Source organism: Neisseria sp. P0008.S004 (assembly GCF_051962755.1).
Classification (GTDB): domain Bacteria; phylum Pseudomonadota; class Gammaproteobacteria; order Burkholderiales; family Neisseriaceae; genus Neisseria; species Neisseria subflava_A.
In genome coordinates this window covers 59,700-82,474 of record NZ_JBQCUZ010000001.1, presented here as the reverse complement: position 1 = coordinate 82,474, position 22,775 = coordinate 59,700, and the positions used below count along the sequence as shown (strand labels likewise).

Annotated in this window: 18 protein-coding genes and 1 pseudogene; 12 read left to right on the top strand and 7 right to left on the bottom strand. The window is 50.2% G+C overall.

Going from position 1 to position 22,775, the window contains the following annotated elements; all coding sequences use genetic code 11:
* Positions 1–345: 345 nt before the first annotated feature.
* Both ftnA (ACTHSW_RS00385) and ftnA (ACTHSW_RS00380) read left to right on the top strand, forming a co-directional pair.
* Complete coding sequence (ftnA, locus tag ACTHSW_RS00385) at positions 346–831, top strand: non-heme ferritin (protein ID WP_003686837.1); 486 nt, start codon at positions 346–348, stop codon at positions 829–831.
* A gap of 16 nt (positions 832–847) precedes the next feature.
* Complete coding sequence (ftnA, locus tag ACTHSW_RS00380; protein WP_003686798.1) at positions 848–1,345, top strand: non-heme ferritin; 498 nt, start codon at positions 848–850, stop codon at positions 1,343–1,345.
* Between the two features lie 171 nt (positions 1,346–1,516).
* Here ftnA (ACTHSW_RS00380) and pgi read toward each other — a convergent pair whose 3' ends face one another.
* On the bottom strand, positions 1,517–3,157 hold the full coding sequence (gene pgi / locus ACTHSW_RS00375) for a glucose-6-phosphate isomerase (protein ID WP_070765648.1): 1,641 nt from the start codon (positions 3,155–3,157) through the stop codon (positions 1,517–1,519).
* A gap of 251 nt (positions 3,158–3,408) precedes the next feature.
* Here pgi and ACTHSW_RS00370 point away from each other — a divergent pair, with 251 nt between their 5' ends.
* From ACTHSW_RS00370 to ACTHSW_RS00340, 7 genes are all read left to right on the top strand, one after another.
* A complete protein-coding gene (locus ACTHSW_RS00370; protein ID WP_070765649.1) occupies positions 3,409–4,452 on the top strand; it encodes a LacI family DNA-binding transcriptional regulator in 1,044 nt (347 codons plus the stop codon).
* Positions 4,453–4,647: 195 nt separating this feature from the next.
* Positions 4,648–5,970 carry an MFS transporter gene (locus ACTHSW_RS00365; RefSeq protein WP_070765650.1) on the top strand — a complete coding sequence of 441 codons (1,323 nt, stop codon included), beginning with the start codon at positions 4,648–4,650 and terminating at the stop codon, positions 5,968–5,970.
* A 208-nt stretch (positions 5,971–6,178) separates the two neighbouring features.
* A complete protein-coding gene (gene parC / locus ACTHSW_RS00360) occupies positions 6,179–8,482 on the top strand; it encodes a DNA topoisomerase IV subunit A (RefSeq protein WP_107768731.1) in 2,304 nt (767 codons plus the stop codon).
* Positions 8,483–8,551: 69 nt separating this feature from the next.
* Positions 8,552–10,138, top strand: coding sequence for a two-component system sensor histidine kinase NtrB (locus tag ACTHSW_RS00355; protein ID WP_070459470.1), 1,587 nt, complete (start codon positions 8,552–8,554; stop codon positions 10,136–10,138).
* Positions 10,131–11,759: a sigma-54-dependent transcriptional regulator gene (locus tag ACTHSW_RS00350; RefSeq protein WP_107810960.1), complete on the top strand. Its 1,629-nt coding sequence runs from the start codon at positions 10,131–10,133 to the stop codon at positions 11,757–11,759. Before ACTHSW_RS00355 ends, ACTHSW_RS00350 begins: the two co-directional genes overlap by 8 nt.
* A 48-nt stretch (positions 11,760–11,807) precedes the next feature.
* Positions 11,808–12,560 carry a class I SAM-dependent methyltransferase gene (locus ACTHSW_RS00345; RefSeq protein ID WP_070459465.1) on the top strand — a complete coding sequence of 251 codons (753 nt, stop codon included), beginning with the start codon at positions 11,808–11,810 and terminating at the stop codon, positions 12,558–12,560.
* Between the two features lie 102 nt (positions 12,561–12,662).
* Entirely contained in the window at positions 12,663–13,346 is a 684-nt protein-coding gene (locus ACTHSW_RS00340) for a 2,3-diphosphoglycerate-dependent phosphoglycerate mutase (protein ID WP_070459462.1), read from the top strand.
* Between the two features lie 139 nt (positions 13,347–13,485).
* On the opposite strand, the gene ACTHSW_RS00335 is transcribed toward ACTHSW_RS00340, so the two are convergent.
* Entirely contained in the window at positions 13,486–14,277 is a 792-nt protein-coding gene (locus tag ACTHSW_RS00335; protein WP_107810961.1) for a DsbC family protein, read from the bottom strand.
* A gap of 135 nt (positions 14,278–14,412) precedes the next feature.
* Here ACTHSW_RS00335 and ACTHSW_RS00330 point away from each other — a divergent pair, with 135 nt between their 5' ends.
* Positions 14,413–16,602, top strand: coding sequence for a primosomal protein N' (locus tag ACTHSW_RS00330; RefSeq protein WP_070459456.1), 2,190 nt, complete (start codon positions 14,413–14,415; stop codon positions 16,600–16,602).
* Between the two features lie 79 nt (positions 16,603–16,681).
* On the opposite strand, the gene ACTHSW_RS00325 is transcribed toward ACTHSW_RS00330, so the two are convergent.
* From ACTHSW_RS00325 to ACTHSW_RS00315, 3 genes are all read right to left on the bottom strand, one after another.
* Complete coding sequence (locus ACTHSW_RS00325; RefSeq protein WP_070459453.1) at positions 16,682–17,356, bottom strand: hypothetical protein; 675 nt, start codon at positions 17,354–17,356, stop codon at positions 16,682–16,684.
* 336 nt (positions 17,357–17,692) lie between these two features.
* On the bottom strand, positions 17,693–18,031 hold the full coding sequence (erpA, locus tag ACTHSW_RS00320) for an iron-sulfur cluster insertion protein ErpA (protein WP_003680162.1): 339 nt from the start codon (positions 18,029–18,031) through the stop codon (positions 17,693–17,695).
* Positions 18,032–18,163: 132 nt separating this feature from the next.
* Positions 18,164–18,850, bottom strand: a complete 687-nt coding sequence (locus ACTHSW_RS00315; RefSeq protein WP_003680158.1) for a S24 family peptidase — start codon at positions 18,848–18,850, stop codon at positions 18,164–18,166.
* A gap of 261 nt (positions 18,851–19,111) precedes the next feature.
* On the opposite strand from ACTHSW_RS00315, the gene ACTHSW_RS00310 reads away from it, so the two are divergent.
* Positions 19,112–19,387 carry a hypothetical protein gene (locus ACTHSW_RS00310; protein ID WP_003680156.1) on the top strand — a complete coding sequence of 92 codons (276 nt, stop codon included), beginning with the start codon at positions 19,112–19,114 and terminating at the stop codon, positions 19,385–19,387.
* Between the two features lie 76 nt (positions 19,388–19,463).
* Here the strand turns inward: ACTHSW_RS00310 and argC are convergent, their stop codons facing one another.
* Together argC and ACTHSW_RS00300 are read right to left on the bottom strand one after the other, a co-directional pair.
* Positions 19,464–20,510: an N-acetyl-gamma-glutamyl-phosphate reductase gene (argC, locus tag ACTHSW_RS00305; protein WP_070459450.1), complete on the bottom strand. Its 1,047-nt coding sequence runs from the start codon at positions 20,508–20,510 to the stop codon at positions 19,464–19,466.
* Positions 20,511–20,892: 382 nt separating this feature from the next.
* Positions 20,893–22,596: an ABC transporter ATP-binding protein/permease gene (locus ACTHSW_RS00300; RefSeq protein ID WP_107810962.1), complete on the bottom strand. Its 1,704-nt coding sequence runs from the start codon at positions 22,594–22,596 to the stop codon at positions 20,893–20,895.
* 46 nt (positions 22,597–22,642) lie between these two features.
* Here ACTHSW_RS00300 and ACTHSW_RS00295 point away from each other — a divergent pair.
* Positions 22,643–22,774 (top strand): annotated as a pseudogene (locus ACTHSW_RS00295) (IS5/IS1182 family transposase); the annotation flags it as partial.
* Position 22,775 lies beyond the last annotated feature (1 nt).

The window sequence follows — 22,775 nt, the reverse complement described above, 5'->3', positions numbered from 1 at the left end:
TTTGATGCGTAATTCTATAAAAAACATTGAATTTTCATGTTTTCTATTTATCCAGTATTTTGGAGTTGATAAGTGAGAGCAAAAAACTTTGGAAATCTACGATTCTCCTTCCAACACCTCATCATTTCTCTAGAGAATTTAGGCAAAGGAGATATTGATAACTCATTTCATTAAATTGAACCAAATGAGAATGATTTATTTTTAAAATCCTTTTAAATTAATGGGTTACATAAAAATTGATAAAATAAAATTGACTATTCTCAATAAAATGAGTAAAATTCATCCGCAAATACAAATTTTTTATTGTGATACATCTATTAACCGCATTGAGAAAAGGAGTTAGTTATGCTAAGTAAGTCAATTACAGCAAAATTAAACGAACAAATTAATCTCGAGTTGTATTCATCAAATGTCTATTTGCAAATGAGTGCATGGTGCCATAAACATGGTTATGAAGGCGCTGCAGCATTTTTACTTCGTCATGCCGATGAAGAATTGGAACATATGCAAAAGTTGTTTACTTATGTGAGCGAAACCAGTGGAATGCCTTTGTTAGGTAAAATTGACGCCCCTAAACACGATTACGCTTCATTAAAAGAAGTTTTTGAAACAACACTTGAACACGAAAAACTAGTGACATCTAAAATTAATGAGTTAGTTGAGAGTACTTTTGCAGAAAAGGATTACTCTACTTTTAACTTCTTACAATGGTATGTAGCTGAACAGCATGAAGAAGAAAAATTATTTAACAGTATTGTTGATAAATTCAAACTTCTTGGTGAAAGTGGTACAGCGCTCTACTACATTGATCGTGAATTAAAAACTTTATAAGAATAGGAGAAATAAAATGTTATCAAATAGCGTGATTAAACTATTAAATGATCAAATGAATTTAGAGTTTTATTCTTCTAACTTATATTTACAAATGAGCGCCTGGTGCGAACAACAAGGTTTCGAAGGAGCTGCAAAATTTTTATCAGAGCATGCGGCTGAGGAAATGCAGCATATGCGTAAACTCTTCACTTATTTAAATGAGACCGGCGCATTGGCTATCATCACACAAATTGATGAACCACCTCATCAATTTTCATCATTGAAACAAGTACTTGAATTAACTTATGAACATGAAAAGTTAATTACCTCTAAAATCAATGAATTAGTTGGTAGAACTTTTGAAGAGAAAGACTACTCTGCCTTTAACTTCTTACAATGGTATGTGGCTGAACAACATGAAGAAGAAAAATTATTCAGTGGAATTTTGGATAAATTAAATCTTCTTGGTGAAGATGGTAAAGGTTTGTTCTTAGTTGATAAAGATTTAGGCGCATTAACAACAAACAACTAATCAAGTCTGATGAAAAAGGCTAAGTCATTATCGATTTAGCCTTTTTTTATATCAAAATCTAGCTACTTTTGTCTAAAAGTGCGGTGCTTTAACGGTTCATTCTTACCGCCGATTAGGTTTTGAAATGCCCGTAAGACAGGCAGATATGCTTGTCTTACGGGCATTTTATTTTCAGACGGCCTTCGATCTTGCGTTGCAACTGCGGTAGAAGGCGATCAGACCGTTGGTGGAGCTGTCGTGTGCAGGCGTGCCGCGTTCGAGTTCGGGTTCGATGGTTTTGGCCAGCTCTTTACCGTATTCCACGCCCCATTGGTCGAAGGGGTTGATACGCCAAATCACGCCTTGAACGAAAGTACGATGTTCGTAAGCAGCCATCAGCATGCCGAGGTTGAAAGGCGTCAGGCTGTCGATGAGCAGGCTGTTGCTCGGACGGTTGCCGGGGAATTCTTTTTGCGGTGCAAGGCGGTTGCGTTCGTCTTGGGGCAGGGCGGCCAATTCGATTTGTACTTCGTTTAAGGTCTTACCTTTCATCAGCGCTTCGGCTTGGGCGAAGGCATTGGCAACGGTAAAGCGGTGTTGGCGGTGGTTGCCGTAGACTGTGGTCATGGGGACGATGAAGTCGACGGGAATCAGACGCGTGCCTTGGTGTAGAAGCTGGAAGTAGGCATGTTGGCAGTTGACGCCTTCATCGCCGAAGACGATGCCGCCGGTGGTGCAGGAAACGGGTTGGCCGTCTGAAGTACGCTGTTTGCCGAGGCTTTCCATATCGAGCTGGTTGAGCCACGGGGTAAAGAGGCGCATGTTGTGGCTGTATGGGACAACGGTTTGTCCGTCTGAATGTTGGAAGTTGTTGTACCAAACATTGATGAGCGCCATCAGGACGGGAATGTTGCGGCGGAATGGCGTTTCGAAGAAGTGGGTATCCATCGCGTGTGCACCGGCAAGCATTTTGCGGAACGCTTTTTCGCCAACGGCAACCATCAGCGGCAGGCCGATGGGCGACCAGACGGAATAGCGGCCGCCAACCCAGTCGGACATGGCGAAGACTTTGTCGGGGGAGATGCCGAAGTTTTGGGCTGCGGCCACATCGGCGGAAATGGCGCAGAAGTGGCGGTAGATGCCGGAATCAGGCAAACCTGCATCTCGATACCAAGTACGCGCAGCGTAGGCATTGAGCAGGGTTTCCGGTGTGCGGAACGATTTGCTGGCAATGCTGAATACGGTGGTTTCGGGGTTGAGGCCGAGAAGGGTTTGGGCCAGGTCGGCATCATCGGAGTTGCTGACAAAGTGGACGCGTATGTTTTGCCAATAAGGCTGCAGCGCCTGTGTGGCCATGCGCGGCCCTAAATCGGAGCCGCCGATACCGATGTGAACCAAGTCGGTAATCGCTTTACCGGTAATGCCTGCGTGCGTGCCGTCTAAAAGTTGGCGTGCGAACTCGAATGCGCGGTTGAGTTCGTGATGAACATTTGGCACGATGTTTTCGCCGTCAACGTAAACAGGTTTGGCATTGGCAGGCAGGCGCAGGGCGGTGTGGAGGACGGCGCGGTGTTCGCTGGTGTTGATTTTTTCACCGCTGTTCATGGCCTGCATATATTGTGGCAAATCGGCTGCTTCGGCGAGTTGGCACAATAAGTCAAGGGTGTTTTCATCTAGGCGGTTTTTACTGTAATCAAATAACAAACCGTGCAGAATTTCGTGCATATTGTTGAAACGTTCGGCATCTGCGGCGAAGCGTTCGCGCAGGGTAACGTGTTGAGTACCGGCATGATGGGTTTCCAAGGCCTGCCATGCGTCTGAGTATGCGGACATTTCGTTTCCTTAGTATGTAACGGTAAACAAGCAGGGTATCTATTTTCTGCTTTTTGTAGTTGTTTGTAGTTTAACAAATTTGGACAACTTTTGGGAGGTGGGAGGGTCGGTTTTGTTTAAGAAATGTATGCGAAATGCAATGAAAACGGTTGATTATCATCAAGTTTCTGTAAAAAAGGGGGTATGACACCGATGTCTGCTGTGTTATCCTATGTAACATTATTGAAATCTTGTCGGGACAGGTCCGTAAGATGGCTACAATTTATGATGTCGCTGCTTATGCCGGGGTATCTCCCAAGACGGTCAGCCGGGTGATTAACGGCGATGCGTCGGTCAGTGATAAAACCCGTTCTAAAGTAGAAACAGCGATTGCTGCTTTGGGCTATATTCCGTCTTCTGCGGCGAGGATTATGCGGTCACACCGTTCTGGCTTGATCGGTCTGATTACCGGCGCCATTTCGCGGACAGGCGAGAATACGGGCGGACACGGCATACCGGATATGTTCTTGATTAAGGGCATTCAGCAGCGGATTCGCGCACAAGGCAAGATTTTGATGATTGCCGACATCGACAACAAGCCGGGTCAGCCCGGTCAGATGGAGCCACTGATCCGTACCTTTATGGAGCATCGTGCCGAGGGGATTTTATATGTGGCAGGTTTCCATCAGGAAGTATTGCTGCCGGAAGTGCTCAACCGTTGCCCGATGGTGTTGGTCAACTGTTTTGATTTGGCAGGTACGCCGTCGGTTTTGCCGGACGACGAAGCAGGGCAGTATGGCTTGGTGCGCCGGATTATCCAAAGCGGACACAAACGGATTGCTTATGTGACTTTGCAGCCGGGCGTGGAAGCGACAAGATTGAGATTGGCCGGATACCGCCGTGCTTTGGCTGATGCGGATATTGTCTTCGATCCTGATTTGGTGCAAACTGGTTATCCTGACTTCAGCAATGACAGCGGATCTTTGATTTCGGCTATTTTGAAACTGTTGTCTTTGCCGCTTCCGCCGACGGTAATTTGCTGCGGTAACGATGAAATGGCAGTACGCGTGTACGGGATTTTGAGGACGCGCGGCATGCGGGTTCCCGAGCAAGTCTCTGTTGCTGGATATGATAACCACAGCGCGATTGCGGAAACGCTGTTTCCGCCGTTGACCAGTACTGAGTTGCCCTATTTGCGCATGGGTGCGATGGCGGCGGATTTGCTGTTCCAATACATCGAACATCCGGCCGGTACGGTTCGGCCCGTCAAGGTCGTTGGGGAAACCATCTGGCGTCAGTCTGTGATGAATAAATAGTTTCAGACGGCCTAAAAATAAGCTTCAAACAACACAAACACACATCAAAACAAGATTATATAAACGGTCAAAATGAAGGCCGTCTGAAAACAGGGTTGCCTCATTGAAAAAGGCGGCCCAATACAATAAGAGCGTCATACTGCTGAAATTGGAGTTTGTTGTTTCCATAGTTTATTATCCAGGAGTAGCCTTCCTATGAAAATCTCCCCACAAGTGGCGATGACACTTCGCCAGATTATGCTGATGAACTTCGGTTTCTTCGGCATTCAATACAGCTTCGGGTTGCAGCAAACTGCGATTAACCCGATTTTCAGCTTTCTTCATGCCGATCCGAGCCAGTTGCCGATTTTGAATATGGCAGGCCCGATTACCGGTTTGCTGGTGCAGCCGATGATTGGTGCGATGAGTGACCGCACTTGGGTGCCTGGATTGGGTCGCCGCCGCCCGTATTTCTTGATTGGCGCCATCGGTTGCAGCCTCTGTCTCTTTATCTATCCGCACGTTACCGCATTGTGGGTAGCTGTATTGTTGCTGTGGCTCTTGGACATCAGTAACAATACTGCAATGGAACCTTTCCGTGCCTTTATTGCCGATACGGTTCCTGAACATCAGCAATCTACCGGTTTCTTGATGCAGTCTGTGTTTACCGGTTTGGGTATTACACTGGCCAACGTTTCCCTCTATATCTTCCAGCAAATCGGTTGGTTGAAACAAACTTCCGAAGCGGGTATCCCGTATTGGGTATTCGGTTCGTTCTATATTGGTGCGGTTTGCTCTATCGGTTCGGTTTTGGTTACCGTTTTATCGACATCCGAACGCGAGCCTAGTCCTGCAGAAATGGCAGCCATTAAAGCGCAACCAAGTGGTCCGGCTCATGCTGTTAAAGATATTATCGTTGCTGTACGCGAAATGCCGACTGCCCTGAGGCAACTGGCTTTGGTGTATCTCTTCCAATGGTACGCACTCTTTATCTACTGGCAATATATTTCTCACAGTATCGTCCAATCCGTTTGGGATTCGACTGTTGAAAATACCGAAGCGTATAGTCAAGCGGTTGCATGGACCGGTTTGGTAAACGCTTCCTACAACGTTGTAACCTTTATCTCTGCTTTTGGCTTGATGTGGATGGCACGCAAATATGCCGCCAAATATGTTCATGCCTTTGCCGTAACCCTTGCCGCACTGGCCTTGCTTAGCATTCCGCACATCGGTAATAAATACTTAATGTTTGTCCCAATGATTGGTTTCGGTGTCGGTTGGGCAAGTATGATGGGCGTGCCGTTTATGATTGTGGTCGGTTCTATTCCGAAAGAACGTTATGGCGTGTACATGGGTATTGTGAACATGATGATTGTGATTCCAATGCTGATTGAAACCGTATCTTTCGGCTGGGTGTACAAAACCTTCTTGGGTTCAAATCCTGCCAACGCGATGACGTTTGCCGGTGTTTTCCTCGCTATTGCCGCCGCGTTGACCTTAACCATTAAAACTGCGGCCAAACCGGCTACTGCAGAATAACGAAGTTTTGATTTAAAACCAAAATGAAAAGGCCGTCTGAAACATGAAATGGTTTCAGACGGCCTTTTTTGTCGAAACGGATTCCATTTGCTGACCTGATTCGGTAAGCCTTATTGTCGCTGCACTACCGTTCATCACTCAAATTGGCTATGACTACCGATTTTGCTTTACAATATCCTTCTTTAATTTATTTCGTTTTACCATCCTGATGACAGAACACATTTCCGCTCCAAGCCCATCTCCTATCGGCGAAGACTACCTGCTGTTAGGTCAATACGCCGAACGCGCCTATCTCGAATACGCCATGAGCGTGGTTAAAGGTCGCGCGCTGCCTGAAGTTTCAGACGGCCAAAAGCCTGTACAACGACGTATTTTGTTTGCCATGCGCGATATGGGTTTGACGGCGGGGGCGAAGCCGGTGAAATCCGCGCGCGTGGTCGGCGAGATTTTGGGTAAATATCACCCGCACGGCGACAGTTCTGCCTATGAAGCGATGGTTCGCATGGCGCAGGATTTTACCTTGCGCTATCCCTTAATCGACGGCATCGGCAACTTCGGCTCACGCGACGGCGACGGAGCGGCGGCGATGCGTTATACCGAAGCACGGCTGACGCCGATTGCGGAATTGCTGTTGTCCGAAATCAATCAGGGTACGGTGGATTTTGTACCGAACTACGACGGCGCGTTTGACGAACCTGTACATCTGCCAGCCCGTCTGCCTATGGTCTTGCTCAACGGCGCATCGGGCATCGCGGTGGGCATGGCGACCGAAATCCCATCACACAATTTGAACGAAGTCACGCAGGCGGCGATTGCGCTGTTGAAGAAACCGACGCTGGAAACCGCCGACCTGATGCAGTACATCCCAGCGCCCGACTTTGCCGGCGGCGGTCAAATCATCACGCCGGCGGACGAATTGCGCCGGATTTACGAAACCGGTAAGGGCAGCGTGCGCGTGCGTGCGCGTTACGAAATCGAGAAGCTGGCGCGCGGACAATGGCGCGTGATTGTGACCGAGCTGCCGCCGAACGCCAATTCCGCCAAAATCCTTGCCGAAATCGAAGAACAAACCAACCCGAAACCGAAAGCAGGCAAAAAGCAGCTGAACCAAGACCAGCTTAATACCAAAAAGCTGATGCTGGATTTAATCGACCGCGTGCGCGACGAGTCCGACGGCGAACATCCCGTGCGACTGGTGTTCGAGCCGAAATCCAGCCGCATTGATACGGATACCTTCATCAACACGCTGATGGCGCAAACTTCGCTGGAAGGCAATGTGTCCATGAACTTGGTGATGATGGGTTTGGACAACCGCCCCGCGCAGAAAAACCTGAAAACGATTTTGCAGGAATGGCTGGATTTCCGCGTTGTTACCGTAACACGTCGTCTGAAATTCCGCTTGAACCAAGTGGAAAAACGGCTGCACATCCTTGAAGGCCGTCTGAAAGTCTTTCTGCACATCGACGAAGTGATTAAAGTCATCCGCGAATCAGACGACCCGAAAGCCGATTTGATGGCGGTGTTCGGGCTGACCGAAATCCAAGCCGAAGACATTTTGGAAATCCGCCTGCGCCAGTTGGCACGTTTGGAAGGTTTCAAACTCGAAAAAGAATTGAACGAGTTGCGCGAAGAACAAGGCCGTCTGAATATCCTTTTGGGCGACGAAAACGAAAAGCGCAAGCTGATTATCAAAGAGATGCAGGCGGACATGAAGCAGTTCGGCGACGCGCGCCGCACGCTGGTGGAGGAGGCCGGACGCGCCGTGTTGACGCAGACTACCGCCGACGAACCCATCACGCTGATTTTGTCGGAAAAAGGCTGGATACGCAGCCGATCCGGACACAACCTTGATTTGAGCCAGACCGCGTTCAAAGAAGGCGACCGCCTCAAACAAACCCTCGAAGGCCGCACCGTTTTGCCTGTCATCATCTTGGATTCATTGGGCAGAACCTACACGCTCGATGCCGCCGAAATCCCCGGCGGACGCGGTGACGGCGTGCCGGTTTCATCGTTAGTCGAGCTGCAAAACGGTGCGAAACCCGTTGCCATGCTTACCGGTCAGCCCGAACAGCACTACCTGCTCTCAGGCAGTGGCGGCTACGGCTTCATCGCCAAACTGGGCGATATGGTCGGACGCGTGAAAGCAGGCAAAGTGGTAATGACCGTGGACAGCGGCGAAACCGTCCTGCTGCCCGTTGCCGTCTATGCATCTTCGCTCATCAATCCCGACTGCAAAATCGTACTGGCCAGCAGCGACCACCGCCTCTTGGCGTTTTCCATCGGCGAGCTTAAAGTCATGCCTAAAGGCCGCGGTTTGCAGCTGATGTCGTTGGCCGATGGTGCATCTTTGGAACACATTATGGTGACGACCTCTCCTGAGTTTACCGTTGTATCGGTCGGCCGCCGCAGCGCCGAGCATCAGGAAAAACTGCGGATTGCCGATATTGACGGCAAGCGCGGTAAAAAAGGCAAGGTATTGGAAATATCAGGCCATCTGAAAAGTTTGTCCTGAAACAAGAACAAATATATCTAAATAAATTAAATTTATACGACATTGCATGATAATAAAAAAGGTTCACTTATGAACAGAGCCAATCTTCAAGAACTGGGTAATCTGAGGGAGCGGATTCCCGGTGTAATCAACATTGCCCGAATAGCCATCGTCTTACCGCTTTTAGTTTTGCACGCTTTCGGCAGCTACACAGGCGGCAACCTGATTGGCATTTCGTTGCCGGACGTTGAGTTTTATATCTGGGTAACGCTGTATTTCCTCCTGATTATGCTCTCCGTGTTCCGCCCGGGCTGGCAGTGGCAGTCTTTGGATTTGCCCAATGCCAGTGCCGTGGTCGACATCACCATGATGATGGTTTTGGTGTATATCTCCGGCGGTACGGCTTCTGGTTTCGGGATTTTGGTTTTGCCGTTTGTCGCCACGTCGTGTCTGCTCAGTTATGGCCACTATCCTATGCTGTATGCAGGCTATACGGCAATGTTGTTTATTTTGAACCTGTTTTTAGATGGCAGTATGCGTTTCGATTCATTTAATTGGGACGCAAAATCAATGGTGAATTCTTCGATGCTGATCGGCGCAGGCTATCTGGTGGCGATGCTGACATCGTTTGCCGCCCGTTATTTGGAGCAGGCCACAGAGTCCGCCAGCCGCCATCAACTGGCCTACCGCCGTATCAGCGGCTTGAACCATTTGGTTTTGAACCGCGTACAGGAAGCGGTTGTGGTGATTGATGCGACCCAACGCGTGTGGCTGTTTAACAAACAGGCAAAAATCTATTTCCCCAGCCTGATTATCGATCAGCAGGAAATCGTGTTTGGCGAGCTAGTCGCACGCTGGCAACGTCAACCCGACAAACCTTTTGAAACCGATATCCATATTTTCCAACACGCCATGCACGTCCGTGCCGTTCCGCTGATTCAGGAGCAGACCGAGCTGCTGATGTTGTACGTCCGTTCATTGCGTGAAGTGGCTGCGGAGGCCATGTCCACCAAGCTGACTTCGCTTGGACAGTTGACTGCCAACCTTGCCCACGAAATCCGCAACCCGATGTCCGCCATCCGTCATGCCAGCGATTTGTTGCAAGAGGGTGATGAGGCAGATCCGCTCAAGGCCAAGCTCTACAACATCATCGACAGCAATATCCAACGCATCGACAAGATGTTGGAAGATGTATCCCTGCTTAACAAACGAGACAACATCAGCCGCCAGCCGATTAATCTGATGAAATTTTGGTTGGAATTCAAGCAGGAATTTACCTTGAATAATCCCGATGCCATCGGCTGTTTGCGCATGAATATGGACGGCAACAACCTGACCGTATTGGTTGACTCCATGCATTTGCAGCAAGTGATGTGGAACTTGTGCAACAATGCGTGGCGACACAGCCGTCAGGACGAAAACGCCATTACCGTCCTGATCCGTTCAAGCGGCAGGATGCATATTTCCATCGTAGTAGCGGACAACGGCAAAGGCGTTCCGCCCGATGTACGAAATCATTTGTTTGAGCCGTTTTACACCACCGAAAAACAAGGCACCGGCTTAGGGCTTTATGTCGCACGCGAGTTGGCACACGCCAATATGGGGCAGCTGCATTATCACCCTGAAATGAACGGGTTTGAATTGATTTTACCGAAGGAGCAAGTGCAGGATGAATAAATTGCAAGAGCCGGTTTTGGTTGTCGATGACGAGGCAGACATCCGCGACCTGATGGAAATGACCCTGATGAAAATGGGTCTGCGCGTCGATACTGCGGCTGGTGTTGAAGAAGCCAAAGACAAGCTGGACAACAACGATTATTCACTGGTGTTGACTGATATGCGTATGCCTGACGGCTCCGGCCTCGAGGTTGTCCAATACATCGATGAATTGATGCTCGACACACCCGTCGCCGTGATTACGGCTTTCGGCAATGCCGACCAAGCCGTTGAAGCCTTGAAAGCAGGGGCGTTTGATTATCTGCAAAAACCGATTACGCTGTCGCAGTTGCGTTCATTGGTTAAATCGGCAGTATCGGTTTCAGACAATACTGCCGAACCCACGCCGTCTGAAAAAGTCAAATCGCAGCCTGCGCCTGTTTCTGCCGCCCTGTATAAACCCGAACCTCAGCCGGCCAAGCCTGTCGTGACGCCTCCTAAGAGCGTACAGAGCGAATTTAACCGGCCTTTGACTGTTCCGGAAGGGCTCAATTCCTTAAAAGAGCGTTTTTCGGCCGGCAGCATTAATCCTGCTCTGCAACAAGACGCACCCATATTGGAAGGCGAGGACGATATGCCGCGCCTGTTGGGCACCTCGCCGCAAATGGTCGAAGTACGCCACCTGATTCGCAGATTGGCCCACAGCCTTGTTCCCGTTTATATCTCCGGAGAGTCCGGTACGGGTAAAGAGCAGGCAGCGCGCACGATTCACGAGCTGTCCGACCGTGCCGACAAACCGTTTATTGCCGTCAACTGCGGTGCCATTCCTGAAAACCTGATGGAAAGCGAATTTTTCGGTTACAAAAAAGGTAGTTTTACCGGCGCGGATCAAGACCGTTTAGGTTTTTTCCAACATGCTGACGGCGGCACTTTGTTCCTTGACGAAGTTGCCGATTTGCCGCTTGCCATGCAGGTCAAACTCCTGCGTGCCATTCAAGAAAAAGCCGTGCGCCGTATCGGCGATGCGCGGGAAACCTCTGTGGATGTGCGCATTATTTGTGCGACCCACAAAAACCTCGAAGCTTTGGTTGAAAGCGGCGCGTTCCGTCAGGACTTGTATTACCGCCTCAACGTTGTCACTCTACACATGCCGCCTTTGCGCGAAATGCGCGAAGACTTGGGCGCGCTGATTCTGTATCTGCTGTATAAACACCGTCACGGCAATCAAACCTACAAACTCAGCCCGAAAGCCCAAGAAGCCCTGTTGCATTACAGCTATCCCGGCAACTTCCGCGAGTTGGAGAATATCCTCGAACGCGCCGTTGCGCTGACGGTCGGCCAAGTGATACAAGTGGACGACTTGCAGATTCAAAACGCCCCTCAGGTTAAGGCAGAACGCAGCGGCTTCTCCTTTGACGATATTGCCGAACCTGATGCGCGCGAAACTATGCTCAATCACAGCCCCATTCCGCCGTTTGATCCGCGTACCATGCAGATACAGGATTACCTTGACCAAGTGGAACGCAGCATCATCGAGCAGGCTTTGCAGCAAACCCGTTACAACCGTACCCAAGCCGCCAAACTTTTGGGCATCAGCTTCCGCTCTATGCGCTACCGCATGGAACGCCTAGACATCAATTAAAACGTTCAGACGGCCTGAGTTTTCAAGGCCGTCTGAAACATAAGCCTTATGTACAAGATTTATTTTGACGAAACCACATCTGCCGAACTTCGCAGCCTTGCTGCGCCTTTCGGGCTGACCGTTATCGACCGGCAGCCTGAAGAAGGCAGTTTCCTTATCGCTGACGAAAGCGGCATCAGCTTGTGCCGCGCCGGTGAAAAAGGCCGTGTCCGCGTTGATTTTGATGGCGGTGCCGCCCATTATCGGCGTACTAAAGGCGGAGGCGAATTGATTGCCAAAGCCATCAACCACACTGCGCAACCGACTGTCTGGGACGCTACCGGCGGACTGGGGCGCGACAGTTTTGTGCTTGCCTCGTTGGGTTTGAAGGTGCAAACTTTTGAACAAAATCCTGCCGTTGCCTATCTACTTTCAGACGGCCTCAACAGGGCAGTGCAAAGTGAAGAGACACGGGAGATTGCCCAGCGTATTACTTTGCACTTCGGCAATGCCGTTGATTTAATGCAGGAATTGGCAACGAAAAACGGCAGACCCGATGTGGTGTACCTTGACCCGATGTACCCGGAGCGTCGCAAAACCGCCGCTGTGAAAAAAGAAATGGCTTACTTTCACGACTTGGTCGGCTCGGCACAAGATGAAGCCGAGTTATTGGATGTGGCATTGAATACCGCCAAAAAGCGTATTGTCGTCAAACGCCCGCGCTTGGGCGAATTTCTTGACGGGCGCAAACCTGCTTATCAATACACAGGCAAAAGCACGCGGTTTGACGTTTACCTTCCGACAAGGCCGTCTGAAGACTAGAAGCAAACTTGCAACATATCAAAAGAAACCGCCGGTGTTATCAGTGCGGTGGCAAAGTGTGATATAAATACCCTTTCCCAAACTTCATTGGAGCAAACTATCATGGAATTAGTATTCATCCGTCACGGACAAAGCGAATGGAACGCGAAAAACCTTTTCACCGGCTGGCGCGACGTCAAGCTGAGCGAGCAAGGTTTGGCAGAAGCCGCAGCAGCAGGTAAAAAGCTGAAAGAGAAGGGATACGAGTTCGACATCGCCTTTACCTCCGTTCTGACTCGTGCCATCAAAACCTGTAACATCGTTTTGGAAGAATCTGATCAACTGTTTGTTCCACAAATCAAATCATGGCGTTTGAACGAGCGCCACTACGGCCAGCTGCAAGGTTTGGATAAAAAGCAAACTGCAGAAAAATACGGCGACGAGCAAGTCCACATCTGGCGCCGCAGCTACGACACCCTGCCTCCGCTGCTCGATCCTAAAGACCCTAACTCCGCCCACAACGACCGCCGCTATGCCAACCTGCCTAGCGATGTTGTACCTGATGGCGAAAACCTCAAAGTTACCCTTGAGCGCGTCCTGCCTTTCTGGGAAGACCAAATCGCTCCGGCCATCTTGAGCGGCAAACGTGTATTGGTTGCGGCACATGGCAACTCCCTGCGCGCTTTGGCCAAACACATCGAAGGCATTTCCGACGAAGACATCATGGGCTTGGAAATCCCAACCGGTCAGCCGCTGGTGTACAAATTGGATGAAAACCTGAAAGTAATTGAAAAATTCTACCTGTAAGGTAAAGGGAAAAAGGACGTGGCGGACACGTCCTTTTTTGTATTTGTCTGTTTGAGGCCGTCTGAAAGCAATTGATGGCGGACGAAATGAAAAAAGGACGCGTAAAGCGTCCTTTATGGAGATTAAAACCTGAAAAGTATTACTGGTTTTTCTCGATGATTTCTTTGAGGTGAGGCATAGGGCTGTAACCGCTTTGGCTGCGGCCGTTAGGGAAGACCACGGTTGGTGTACCGTTGAAGCCGAATTGTTCGCCCAATGAAGTGGTTTTTGCAACAGGGTTTTCGCAGTTTGCTTTGCCGCTTGGGAGTTTGCCTTTACGCATCCAGTCGATCCATGCCTGGGTCGGATTAGGTTGGCACCACAACAGCTCGGCTTTGCGCGCGGCATCAGGGTGCAGGCTTGGAATCGGCATCATGAAGGTATAAATCGTGATGTCGGTCATTTTTTCAAACTCATGCTCCAAGCGTTTGCAGTACGGGCAGTCCGGATCGGAGAAAACAGCGACTTTTAGTTTACCGTTGCCGCGTACTTCTTTGATGGCTTTGTCCAAAGGCAGGGAAGCGAAGTCGATTTTGTTTAAATCGGCGGCGCGTTCTTCAGTCATGCTTTGGCGCGTGTTGACGTTGATGAGGTCGCCAACAAGCATATAGTCGCCTTTGGCATCGGTATAGATGATTTGTTTGCCGCTAACGACAACTTCATAAATGCCTTTAATCGGTGTTTCACTGACGCTCAAAACTTTCAAATCTTGGGCGGCATAGACTTTTTCCAGACGCGCTTTCAAAGAAGCGGCAACGGATTTGTCGGCAGGCGCTTCCGCTTTGGCAGCCGGTGCAGGCGCTGCGTTGGCGTTGGATACGGCAGGTTGACCGCATGCCAACAAAGGAAGGACGGCAAACGGCGTTAAGATTTTGATTAACTTGGTTTTCATGCGAGAGACTTGCGTGTGTTGAAATAAGGCATTGTATCAAACCTCCGTCATGTCTGCATTGTACTAAGGCTCAAATTATCGTCTGAAAATAGCTTTCGGCTGTTAAAATACGAAAAAATAATTTGATTTGTTTGTATGTTCTACCACCGTATTGCCGTAAACGTGCCGCTTTCAGACGGCCTTTTGACTTATTCGCATTCCGAGCCGCTTCCTCCGGGAACGCGGGTGCTTGTGCCTTTTCGCAATAAAACCGTTGTCGGGATTGTGTGGGAAACGGATATCGCGCCTAATATGGATACGGCGCGGATTTTGAGCGTTCAGACGGCCTTTGTAGAAGAAAAGCCGTTGCCTCAAAGCTGGCGTGATTTGTTGGCATTTACGTCGCGTTATTACCACTATCCGATGGGGCAGGCGGTGTTTGCCGCACTGCCGCAGGGTTTGAAGGAAACGCGCGCGGTGGAAATGCCGCAGCCGCCGTTGTTTTATGCTTTGAACGAAGCGGGCAGGGCGCAAACGCCGCCGCCGGCTCGGTTCAACAAAAAAGCGGCTTTGTGGGACGCGTTGCTGTCGGGCGAAATGACGATGGCGGCGTTGAAGCAGGTGAACGCGCAGGCGGCGAAATTAATCGAAGATTGGGCGGAACAGGGTTGGATTAAAACGACGGAAGCGGCGAAGCCCGTTTTAAGGTCGTGTAATGGCCAGGCTTCGCACTCTGAATTTGTATTAAATGCCGACCAGCAGAAGGCTTCCGATGAAATTCAGACGGCCTTTGGTAAATTTCAACCGTTTTTGCTGTACGGCATCACCGGCAGCGGCAAGACCGAAGTGTATTTCGATGCGATGGCGAAAGTGTTGGCGCAGGGGCGGCAAGTGTTGTTTTTGTTGCCGGAAATCAACCTCACGCCGCAGCTTTTGAAGCGGGTGGAAAACCGTTTTGCCGATGTGCCGACCGCCGTGTTGCACAGCCAGATGGCTGCGGGCAAGCGCACGCAGGATTATTTGCGCGCTATGTTGGGGCAGGCGAAGCTGGTGATTGGCACACGGTTGGCGGTGTTCACACCTTTGCCTGATGTCGGGCTGATTGTGGTCGATGAGGAACACGACGGCTCGTTCAAACAAGACAACGAATTGCGCTACCACGCCCGCGATTTGGCGGTGTGGCGGGCGAAGCAGAGCGGCTGTCCCGTCGTGTTGGGTAGCGCCACGCCCAGCTTGGAGAGCTGGCACAAAGCACAAAGCGGCGCCTACCGCCTGTTGCAACTGACCGAGCGCGCCCATGCTTCAGCGCAACTGCCGCAAGTGGAAATACTTAATGTAGGCCGTCTGAAACTCGACAACGGCTTCTCTCAGCAAGCCTTGCAGCTTTTGAAACAGAACTTTGAAGCAGGCGGCATGTCGCTGGTGTACCTCAACCGGCGCGGCTTTGCACCCGCGCTGTTTTGCGGCGACTGCGGCCATACCTTCGGCTGCCCGAACTGCTCCGCCAAAATGGTGCTGCACCAACGCGCCCGTCAACTACGCTGCCACCACTGCGACCACCGCGAACCCATCCCGTTTAAATGCCCCGACTGCGGCAACCAAGACTTGACCGCCGTCGGCCACGGCACGCAGCGCGTCGAAGAAACCCTGCGCGCCTTTCTCCCTAAAGCAACCGTCGTCCGCGTCGACAGGGACAGCACGGCGCACAAAAACGACTGGGCGGATTTGTACCGCCGTATCGCCGACAACGAAATCGACATTCTGGTCGGCACGCAGATGCTCGCCAAAGGCCATGATTTCGCGCGACTCAACCTCGTTATCGTGTTGAACGCCGACGGCAGCCTGTACAGCGTGGACTTTCGCGCGCCGGAAAGGCTGTTTGCCGAGCTGATGCAAGTGTCCGGCAGGGCGGGGCGCGCTGACAAACCTGGCAAGGTGTTGATACAGACCCAACTGCCCGAACATCCCGTCTTCGCCGCCGTCAAAGCGCAGGACTACGCCGTGTTTGCCGAAAACGAATTGAACGAGCGAAAAATGTTCGCCATGCCGCCTTTCGGTTTTCAGACGGCCGTCCGTGCCGATGCGCCGCGCGTTGCCGATGCGATGGAATTTCTCAACGCCGCTAAAGAAACCCTCGCTCCGCTTTTGCCCGAAAGCGTCTCCCAGTTTGGTGCCGCTCCGATGCTGATGGTGCGCCTCGCTGAACGCGAACGCGCGCAAATCTTCCTTGAATCAACATCCCGACAGGATTTGCACCGCGCCGTAAGTTTGTGGGTGCAGGTGTTGCAGCAAAACCGCGACGGCAAAATCAGATGGTCGGTGGATGTGGATGTGCAAGAGGCTTGATTGAAATGATTCAATCCATAAGGAAATAAAAGGCCGTCTGAAAATCTGTTTTCAGACGGCCTTAAGTTTTGAAATCAGTTTAGAAGAATTTTGCAGCGATATAGCCGAGTGCAAGCAGGCTCAAAACGGCGAATACGATAGCCATTGTAAGCAGAAACTGTGTTTTCTTCCTCGCTGCAAGTGCGGCCAGCTCAGGATTTTGGCCTAACTCTTCGCGTAATTGGGATTCCAACTCGGCACGGATTTTCTTGCGCAGCTTTTTCTCTTCCTGCTCGCGTTCGTATTTGAGCTTGTGGGCAATTTCGGTTTGTTTTTTATGCTCGAAAGAGATTTTTTCCTGCCATTCAATGCGTTTGCGCTGGATGGCCAGCTCATTTTTTTCTGTCAAATCAAAGTGGCAGGTTTTACATTCCTGTGCATCTAGTTCGTCAATAATCGTCATGCAGACGGGGCATTGGATAGGGTCGGGAGTATTGGCTGCCGATACAGTTTCTTCTTCAACTGCTTCCAATTCCATAGACTGACGGACGATCACGTCCAAACCCAAATAGCTGAAGTAATGCTGCGCATTTTCGCGCTCATCTTGGGTACATTTTTCGGCCACAATCGCTTGCGGACGCTCAGCCAAGGCTTGAATCAGGCTCTCGACTTCGTTTTCGGGCAGGTTCTCATACAGGCAGGCGTGGATGAGCTCCCTATCCGTGTTCGGAGGATAGGAAACGTATACGTCGAAAAATTTTTCTTGTTTGTTCATTAATATCCCATGAGTATTTCGACTGCGTCAACCAAATGGGTTTAGCCTAAGGTTTTGTTATTGTGTTTGAGCTGTTTTGGCTTATGATACGAGCCAAAACAGAGGCTGCAGTCTCAGGCAGACCAGGTACGGTTTGCCTTTGTGTCGTTAATCGGCTGGACAATAATTTTTTATTTATATGGAAACATACATGTCCAATGTTATGTCTATTGTAGAGTAAATATTCACGCCCGATATTATTATTATAAAGTAAATCTAAAATTGTTTAAAATAAATTCACAAAAACAGGCCGTCTGAAGATGCAGACGGCCTGTTTTTGTGGCAAAAACGGATTGTTTATACGGAGAAGGACGAACCGCAACCGCAAGTTGTCTCTGCATTCGGATTGCGGATGACGAATTGAGAACCTTGCAGGCTTTCGGTGTAGTCGATTTCCGCACCAACCAAATATTGGTAGCTCATCGGGTCAACCAAGAACGTCAGGCCGTTTTTCTGGATTTCAAAATCGTCGTCGTTTTTGATTTCATCAAAGGTAAAACCATATTGGAAGCCGGAGCAACCGCCGCCGTTGACGAATACGCGCAATTTCAAATCGGGATTGTTCTCTTCGGCGATCAGGTCGGCAACTTTGGTGCAGCAGCTGTCAGTAAAGATAATAGGGCTTTCGTCTGACATGATGTGATTCCTTTTATATGAATATTTTTACTATTGTCGCGCAAACCGTTAGTCAAGGCAAGCTTGTGCAGACAGGGTCTGCCAGCTTACATGGAGGGCATGGCAGAAATTTCAAGCACCAGTATGTCAGATTTAGATGCTTCTGCCAAACCATTCGACACGGCCGATGATGGCAACGTCGTCGGTCGGGTTTTTCAAGTCGATTTCAAAAGTAGGGTAGGCTTCGTTGGCGGAAATGACGTTGACGATGCCACCGGGTATCAGTTGCAGGCGTTTGACCAAAAGGTTTTCGTTGAGGCGCAAAACATAGAGGCCGTCGCGCGGTGTGGTTTGGCCGTGATTGATGAGGATGGTGTCGCCATCATTCAGCACGCCTTCCATCGAGTCGCCTTTGACTGAGATAACGGAAAGGTTTTTGATGTCGCGCGTCACATAATTTTCAATCCAATAACGTCGGAACGCCATGGCGAACATGGGCTGTTCGTCGCCGACGAGCTGACCGTGTCCGGCTGCGGCCTGGATGTCGTAACGCGGTACGAAGACAAATTCGTCTATATCGACAGGATTGCCCAGTGTGTCGGTTGCCGTGGCTTTTGGGGCTTCGGAATCGGGGAAGGGAGAACCTTCGCCTGTCAACAGCCAGTCTATGCTGCAGCCTTTAAGTTGTTTGATTTTTTTTAGTGTTTCTGATTTCGGCAGGCCGCCTTCGTTCCAGATACGGCTGAATCCGGCGATGGTCATATCGATGTCGGCGGCGATTTTGGCTTGGCGGGCTTCATCTTTCCATAAGAAAGCCAGGCGGTCTTTAAAGGTATCCATGTTTATGCCTTTATGGAGGTATGTTTTTTATATGGTTTGGACGATTTGAGTGTATTTTACCTTAGTTTTTATAAAATTGTAAGAAAAAAATTACTTCATCTAAGAAAAAGTATTGCATATTCTATTTTTTCTTAGTATTATTCGATTTGTCTTAGATAAATCGATATTTCTAATTTTCTGTTCGATTTTTCTTAGTTTAATTTTATTTGGTTTAGTTTTTCTGATTTAAACCTGCTATATGATTATGATGAGAGGTGTGAAATGACTCGTTCGCGTAAAAATACTTTTTGGGTGCTGCTGGCGTTGGTACTGGGTTTTTTTGCTCTGCCTTTCGGATCTTCGGAGGCGCATGAGGCGGACGGTAATCTGACGGCTTCGGAATGCGAACGCTTGGGCAGCTTGAGTCTGGATCAGATGGATGGCAGGCTGCTGGCTTTTGCTAAAGAATGTGATATGGTGGAGGCTACCCACGATTGGGAGCAACAGTACGGCAACTTGAATGAAGAAGAAATGCTTGCCGGCGTGGTGTATGAGTGATGTTTGTGAATGAATTGATAAAGGCCGTCTGAACAATCAAAGTTTCAGACGGCCTTGTGTTTTCAATAAGATGATATTAAGGCATCAATGGTGCATTAGTCAGGCCGGTGGTTTCGGGCAGACCGAACATAATGTTCATATTCTGCATGGCTTGACCGGCTGCGCCTTTAACCAAGTTGTCGATGACGGAAAGAACAATCCACACATCGTCTTGATCGGGCGCTCTTTGAACGCTGATACGGCAAAGGTTGGCGCCGCGCACGCTGCGGGTTTCAGGTGTCGAACCTGAAGGCAGGATATCGACAAAAGGACTGTCGCGGTAGTATTCGCGCAGTAAGGCTTCAGGATCGGTATGTTCTTGCAGGTGCAGATACAGGGTGGCATGCATGCCTCGTATCATCGGAACAAGGTGTGGCACGAAAATCAGGCCGTCTGAAACATGATCTTGAAGTCCGGACAGGGTTTGTCGGATCTCAGGCAAATGGCGGTGGCCACTGACGCCGTAGGCTTTGAAGTTATCGCCTGCTTCGCACAACAGGGCATGGGTGCTGGCTTTGCGGCCTGCACCGGAAACACCGGATTTACAGTCGGCAATCAGAGGCGCGTTGGTTTTCAGACGGCCAGCCTGAAGCAGTGGCAATAAGGGCAGGGAAACGCAGGTAGGGTAGCAGCCCGGATTGGCCACCAACATGGCTTTGGAGATGTCGTCTTTGTAAAGTTCGCACAAGCCGTACACTGCTTGGGAAACAAGTTGCGGCGCGGCATGGGTCATTTTGTACCATTTTTCCCATGTTAGGATGTCGCGGATGCGGAAGTCGGCAGACAGGTCAATCACGCGTACGCCTTTTTCGACAAGGGCCGGTGCTTCTTTCATGGCCACGCCGTTGGGCGTGGCGAAGAACACGAGGTTGCAACGGTCAAGCCCTGCATCTTCGGGCGTTTGGAATGCAAGGTCGTAAATGCTGCGCAGGCTGGGAAAGTAGTCGGCAACCGCAATACCGGCTTCGCTTCGGCTGGTGACGGCAGTGACTTCTGCGTTGGGGTGGCTGCTGAGCAGGCGCAACAATTCAACGCCTGTATAACCGGTTGCACCGACGATACCAATTTTAATTTTTGTGGTCATGGTGTGGCTCCTTTGTAGGGTAACAATGCATTTGATTATATAGTAATTAATTGCCGTCGGTCAGCGGTGCTTGTGCCAAGCTTTGCAAGGGACGGTTAAACAGGCCGTCTGAAATATGGGATTAACGATATTGGAGAGAGGATTTCAGACGGCCTGAGCGTTTGGAAAACGCAGTTTGCGGTTCGATTTGTCTGTTGATTTGTGGTGGGTGTTTCGTCTTTATCCTATTCATACAGACACAAAATAAAAACGCAAAAAAATGCCCCCGGGTTGGAGAACCGGAGGCAAGTATCCAAGGAGTAGCTCTCATCAATAAGAACTAGTTACTTGGTACTATATCCCTTGTTAGGATTGAAAGCAAGAGTTTTGCACATTTTAACATTTAAATAATTTTTTCATTCAAATTCAGTGAGCTATCAAACAGGGCTTTAATCTTGGGTTGGTGGCTGATGCCGATGACCAAAGTATCGGGCAAATGTTGCTTGAGGGTCTGCATCAACATCAGGGCGGATTCGTCATCAAGCTGGTTGGTGGCTTCATCTAGGAACAGGATTTGCGGTTTGTGCAGCAGTGCGCGTGCAAGGCTGAGGCGTTGCTGTTCGCCGCCGGAGAGGATGCTGTGCCATTCGTATGAAGTGTCCAAATCGTTCATCAACGTGTGCAGCCTACCCGTGGGGCTGCTTAAGCCGACTTGTTCCAAAACGGTTTGAATCAAATGGTCGTCTTGGCAGGCCGCATAGGGATAGCTGACAGTTTGACGCAATGTGTCCGCAGGCAGGTAAGGGCGTTGCGGGAAAAACAGGCGGCTGCCTTCAAGGGAAAAACTGCCGTGATAATACGGCCATAAACCGGCAAGCACGCGAAGCAGCGTGGATTTGCCGATGCCGCTTCGCCCTTCAAGCAATACCCATTCCGGAGAACGGGCTTGGAGGTGAATATCAGTAAGCAGGGGACTGCCGGTTTGGGTGTGGATGGTAAGGTTTTGCAGGACTGCCTTGCCGCGATGATGCGGCAAATCTGTTTGGTGTGACTGAAGGGAGGGGCTTTTTTGTTCTGCTTGTTCCAAGGCCGTCTGAAAACCGGAAAGCCGTTCGATGACTGCCGCCCATTCAATCAGGCGGCGGTATGCATCGGTAAACCAGCCAAAACTGTCTTGAACGCGGGCAAACGATGTGCGCGTCTGCATCATGTCGCCGAAGGTCATGGTTTTGGCGAGGTACATGGGCAGGGTGGCGAGAATGGGGATGAAGATGCTGATGCGCACGTAGGTCGCCCAGAAGGTTTCTTGGCGGAATTCGCAGTTGGTAAGCCGCCGCCAGTTGTCGCGGATGCGGAGGTAACGTTGTTTCAGACGGCCTGTTTCGGCTTCGCCGCCGTTGTAAAAGGCGATTTGTTCGGCGTGGTCGCGCACACGCAGGAGGGCGGCGCGGTAGTCGGCTTCGCGGTGCTGGCGGTCGATGTTGAGGTTTTTGAGTTTGCGGCCGACGAGGTGGGCAATCAGGGTGCTGATGACGGAATAAATCAGGGCAACCCAGACGAGGTAGCCGTGTATGGTGATGTCGCGCCCGCCGATGTTGAAGGTCTGCACGCCGGAGAGCGTCCACAATACGGCGACGAACGCGCTGAATTTGGCAATATTATTGATGAAGGAGCGGAACAGCCCGATGCTTTTGTCGGCGATGAGGTAGATGTCTTCGGCGATGCGCTGGTCGGGGTTGTCGGGTTCGCCGGTCAGGCGCAGGCGGTAGTGTTTGTGGCCTTCGAGCCAGTTTTGCTGGAATTGTTCGGTCAGGTGGGTGCGCCAGCGGAAGATGAGGCGTTTTTGCAGCCAGTCGCCGCAGACGATGCAGCCGATAATCATCGCCATGTAGCCGAGGTATTCGACGATGAGCGCGGGCATGGACGCGCCGTCAAACGCAGCCAGCGCGTCGTAGAAACGTTTGTCCCACGCGGCGATCCAAACGCTGATGGTGATGGAACAAAGGGTGAAGCCGATGAGGACGGCGAGCATCAGCCATTGGATGCGCCCGTGCGCCCCCGTCCAGAAAGGACGGGCGAGTCGGAAGAATTTTTTGAGGATGTTCATGGGGGTGTTTGTATCGATAATGAAAGGCCGTCTGAAATCGGGATTGTATAGTGGATTAAATTTAAATCAGGACAAGGCGACGAAGCCGCAGACAGTACAGATAGTACGGCAAGGCGAGGCAACGCCGTACTGGTTTAAAGTTAAGCCACTATACTTTCAGACGGCCTTATTTCATACGG

Bases quoted from the DNA above. Each gene is read 5' to 3' on its own strand.
- ftnA (WP_003686837.1), top strand. From the start codon at position 346: ATGCTAAGTAAGTCAATTACAGCAAAATTAAACGAACAAATTAATCTC.
- ACTHSW_RS00335 (WP_107810961.1), bottom strand. From the start codon at position 14,277: ATGAAAACCAAGTTAATCAAAATCTTAACGCCGTTTGCCGTCCTTCCT.
- ACTHSW_RS00345 (WP_070459465.1), top strand. From the start codon at position 11,808: ATGTACAAGATTTATTTTGACGAAACCACATCTGCCGAACTTCGCAGC.
- ACTHSW_RS00365 (WP_070765650.1), top strand. From the start codon at position 4,648: ATGAAAATCTCCCCACAAGTGGCGATGACACTTCGCCAGATTATGCTG.
- ACTHSW_RS00350 (WP_107810960.1), top strand. From the start codon at position 10,131: ATGAATAAATTGCAAGAGCCGGTTTTGGTTGTCGATGACGAGGCAGAC.
- ACTHSW_RS00340 (WP_070459462.1), top strand. From the start codon at position 12,663: ATGGAATTAGTATTCATCCGTCACGGACAAAGCGAATGGAACGCGAAA.
- argC (WP_070459450.1), bottom strand. From the start codon at position 20,510: ATGACCACAAAAATTAAAATTGGTATCGTCGGTGCAACCGGTTATACA.
- ACTHSW_RS00370 (WP_070765649.1), top strand. From the start codon at position 3,409: ATGGCTACAATTTATGATGTCGCTGCTTATGCCGGGGTATCTCCCAAG.
- erpA (WP_003680162.1), bottom strand. From the start codon at position 18,031: ATGTCAGACGAAAGCCCTATTATCTTTACTGACAGCTGCTGCACCAAA.
- pgi (WP_070765648.1), bottom strand. From the start codon at position 3,157: ATGTCCGCATACTCAGACGCATGGCAGGCCTTGGAAACCCATCATGCC.
- ACTHSW_RS00355 (WP_070459470.1), top strand. From the start codon at position 8,552: ATGAACAGAGCCAATCTTCAAGAACTGGGTAATCTGAGGGAGCGGATT.
- parC (WP_107768731.1), top strand. From the start codon at position 6,179: ATGACAGAACACATTTCCGCTCCAAGCCCATCTCCTATCGGCGAAGAC.
- ACTHSW_RS00330 (WP_070459456.1), top strand. From the start codon at position 14,413: ATGTTCTACCACCGTATTGCCGTAAACGTGCCGCTTTCAGACGGCCTT.
- ACTHSW_RS00325 (WP_070459453.1), bottom strand. From the start codon at position 17,356: ATGAACAAACAAGAAAAATTTTTCGACGTATACGTTTCCTATCCTCCG.
- ACTHSW_RS00315 (WP_003680158.1), bottom strand. From the start codon at position 18,850: ATGGATACCTTTAAAGACCGCCTGGCTTTCTTATGGAAAGATGAAGCC.
- ftnA (WP_003686798.1), top strand. From the start codon at position 848: ATGTTATCAAATAGCGTGATTAAACTATTAAATGATCAAATGAATTTA.
- ACTHSW_RS00310 (WP_003680156.1), top strand. From the start codon at position 19,112: ATGACTCGTTCGCGTAAAAATACTTTTTGGGTGCTGCTGGCGTTGGTA.
- ACTHSW_RS00300 (WP_107810962.1), bottom strand. From the start codon at position 22,596: ATGAACATCCTCAAAAAATTCTTCCGACTCGCCCGTCCTTTCTGGACG.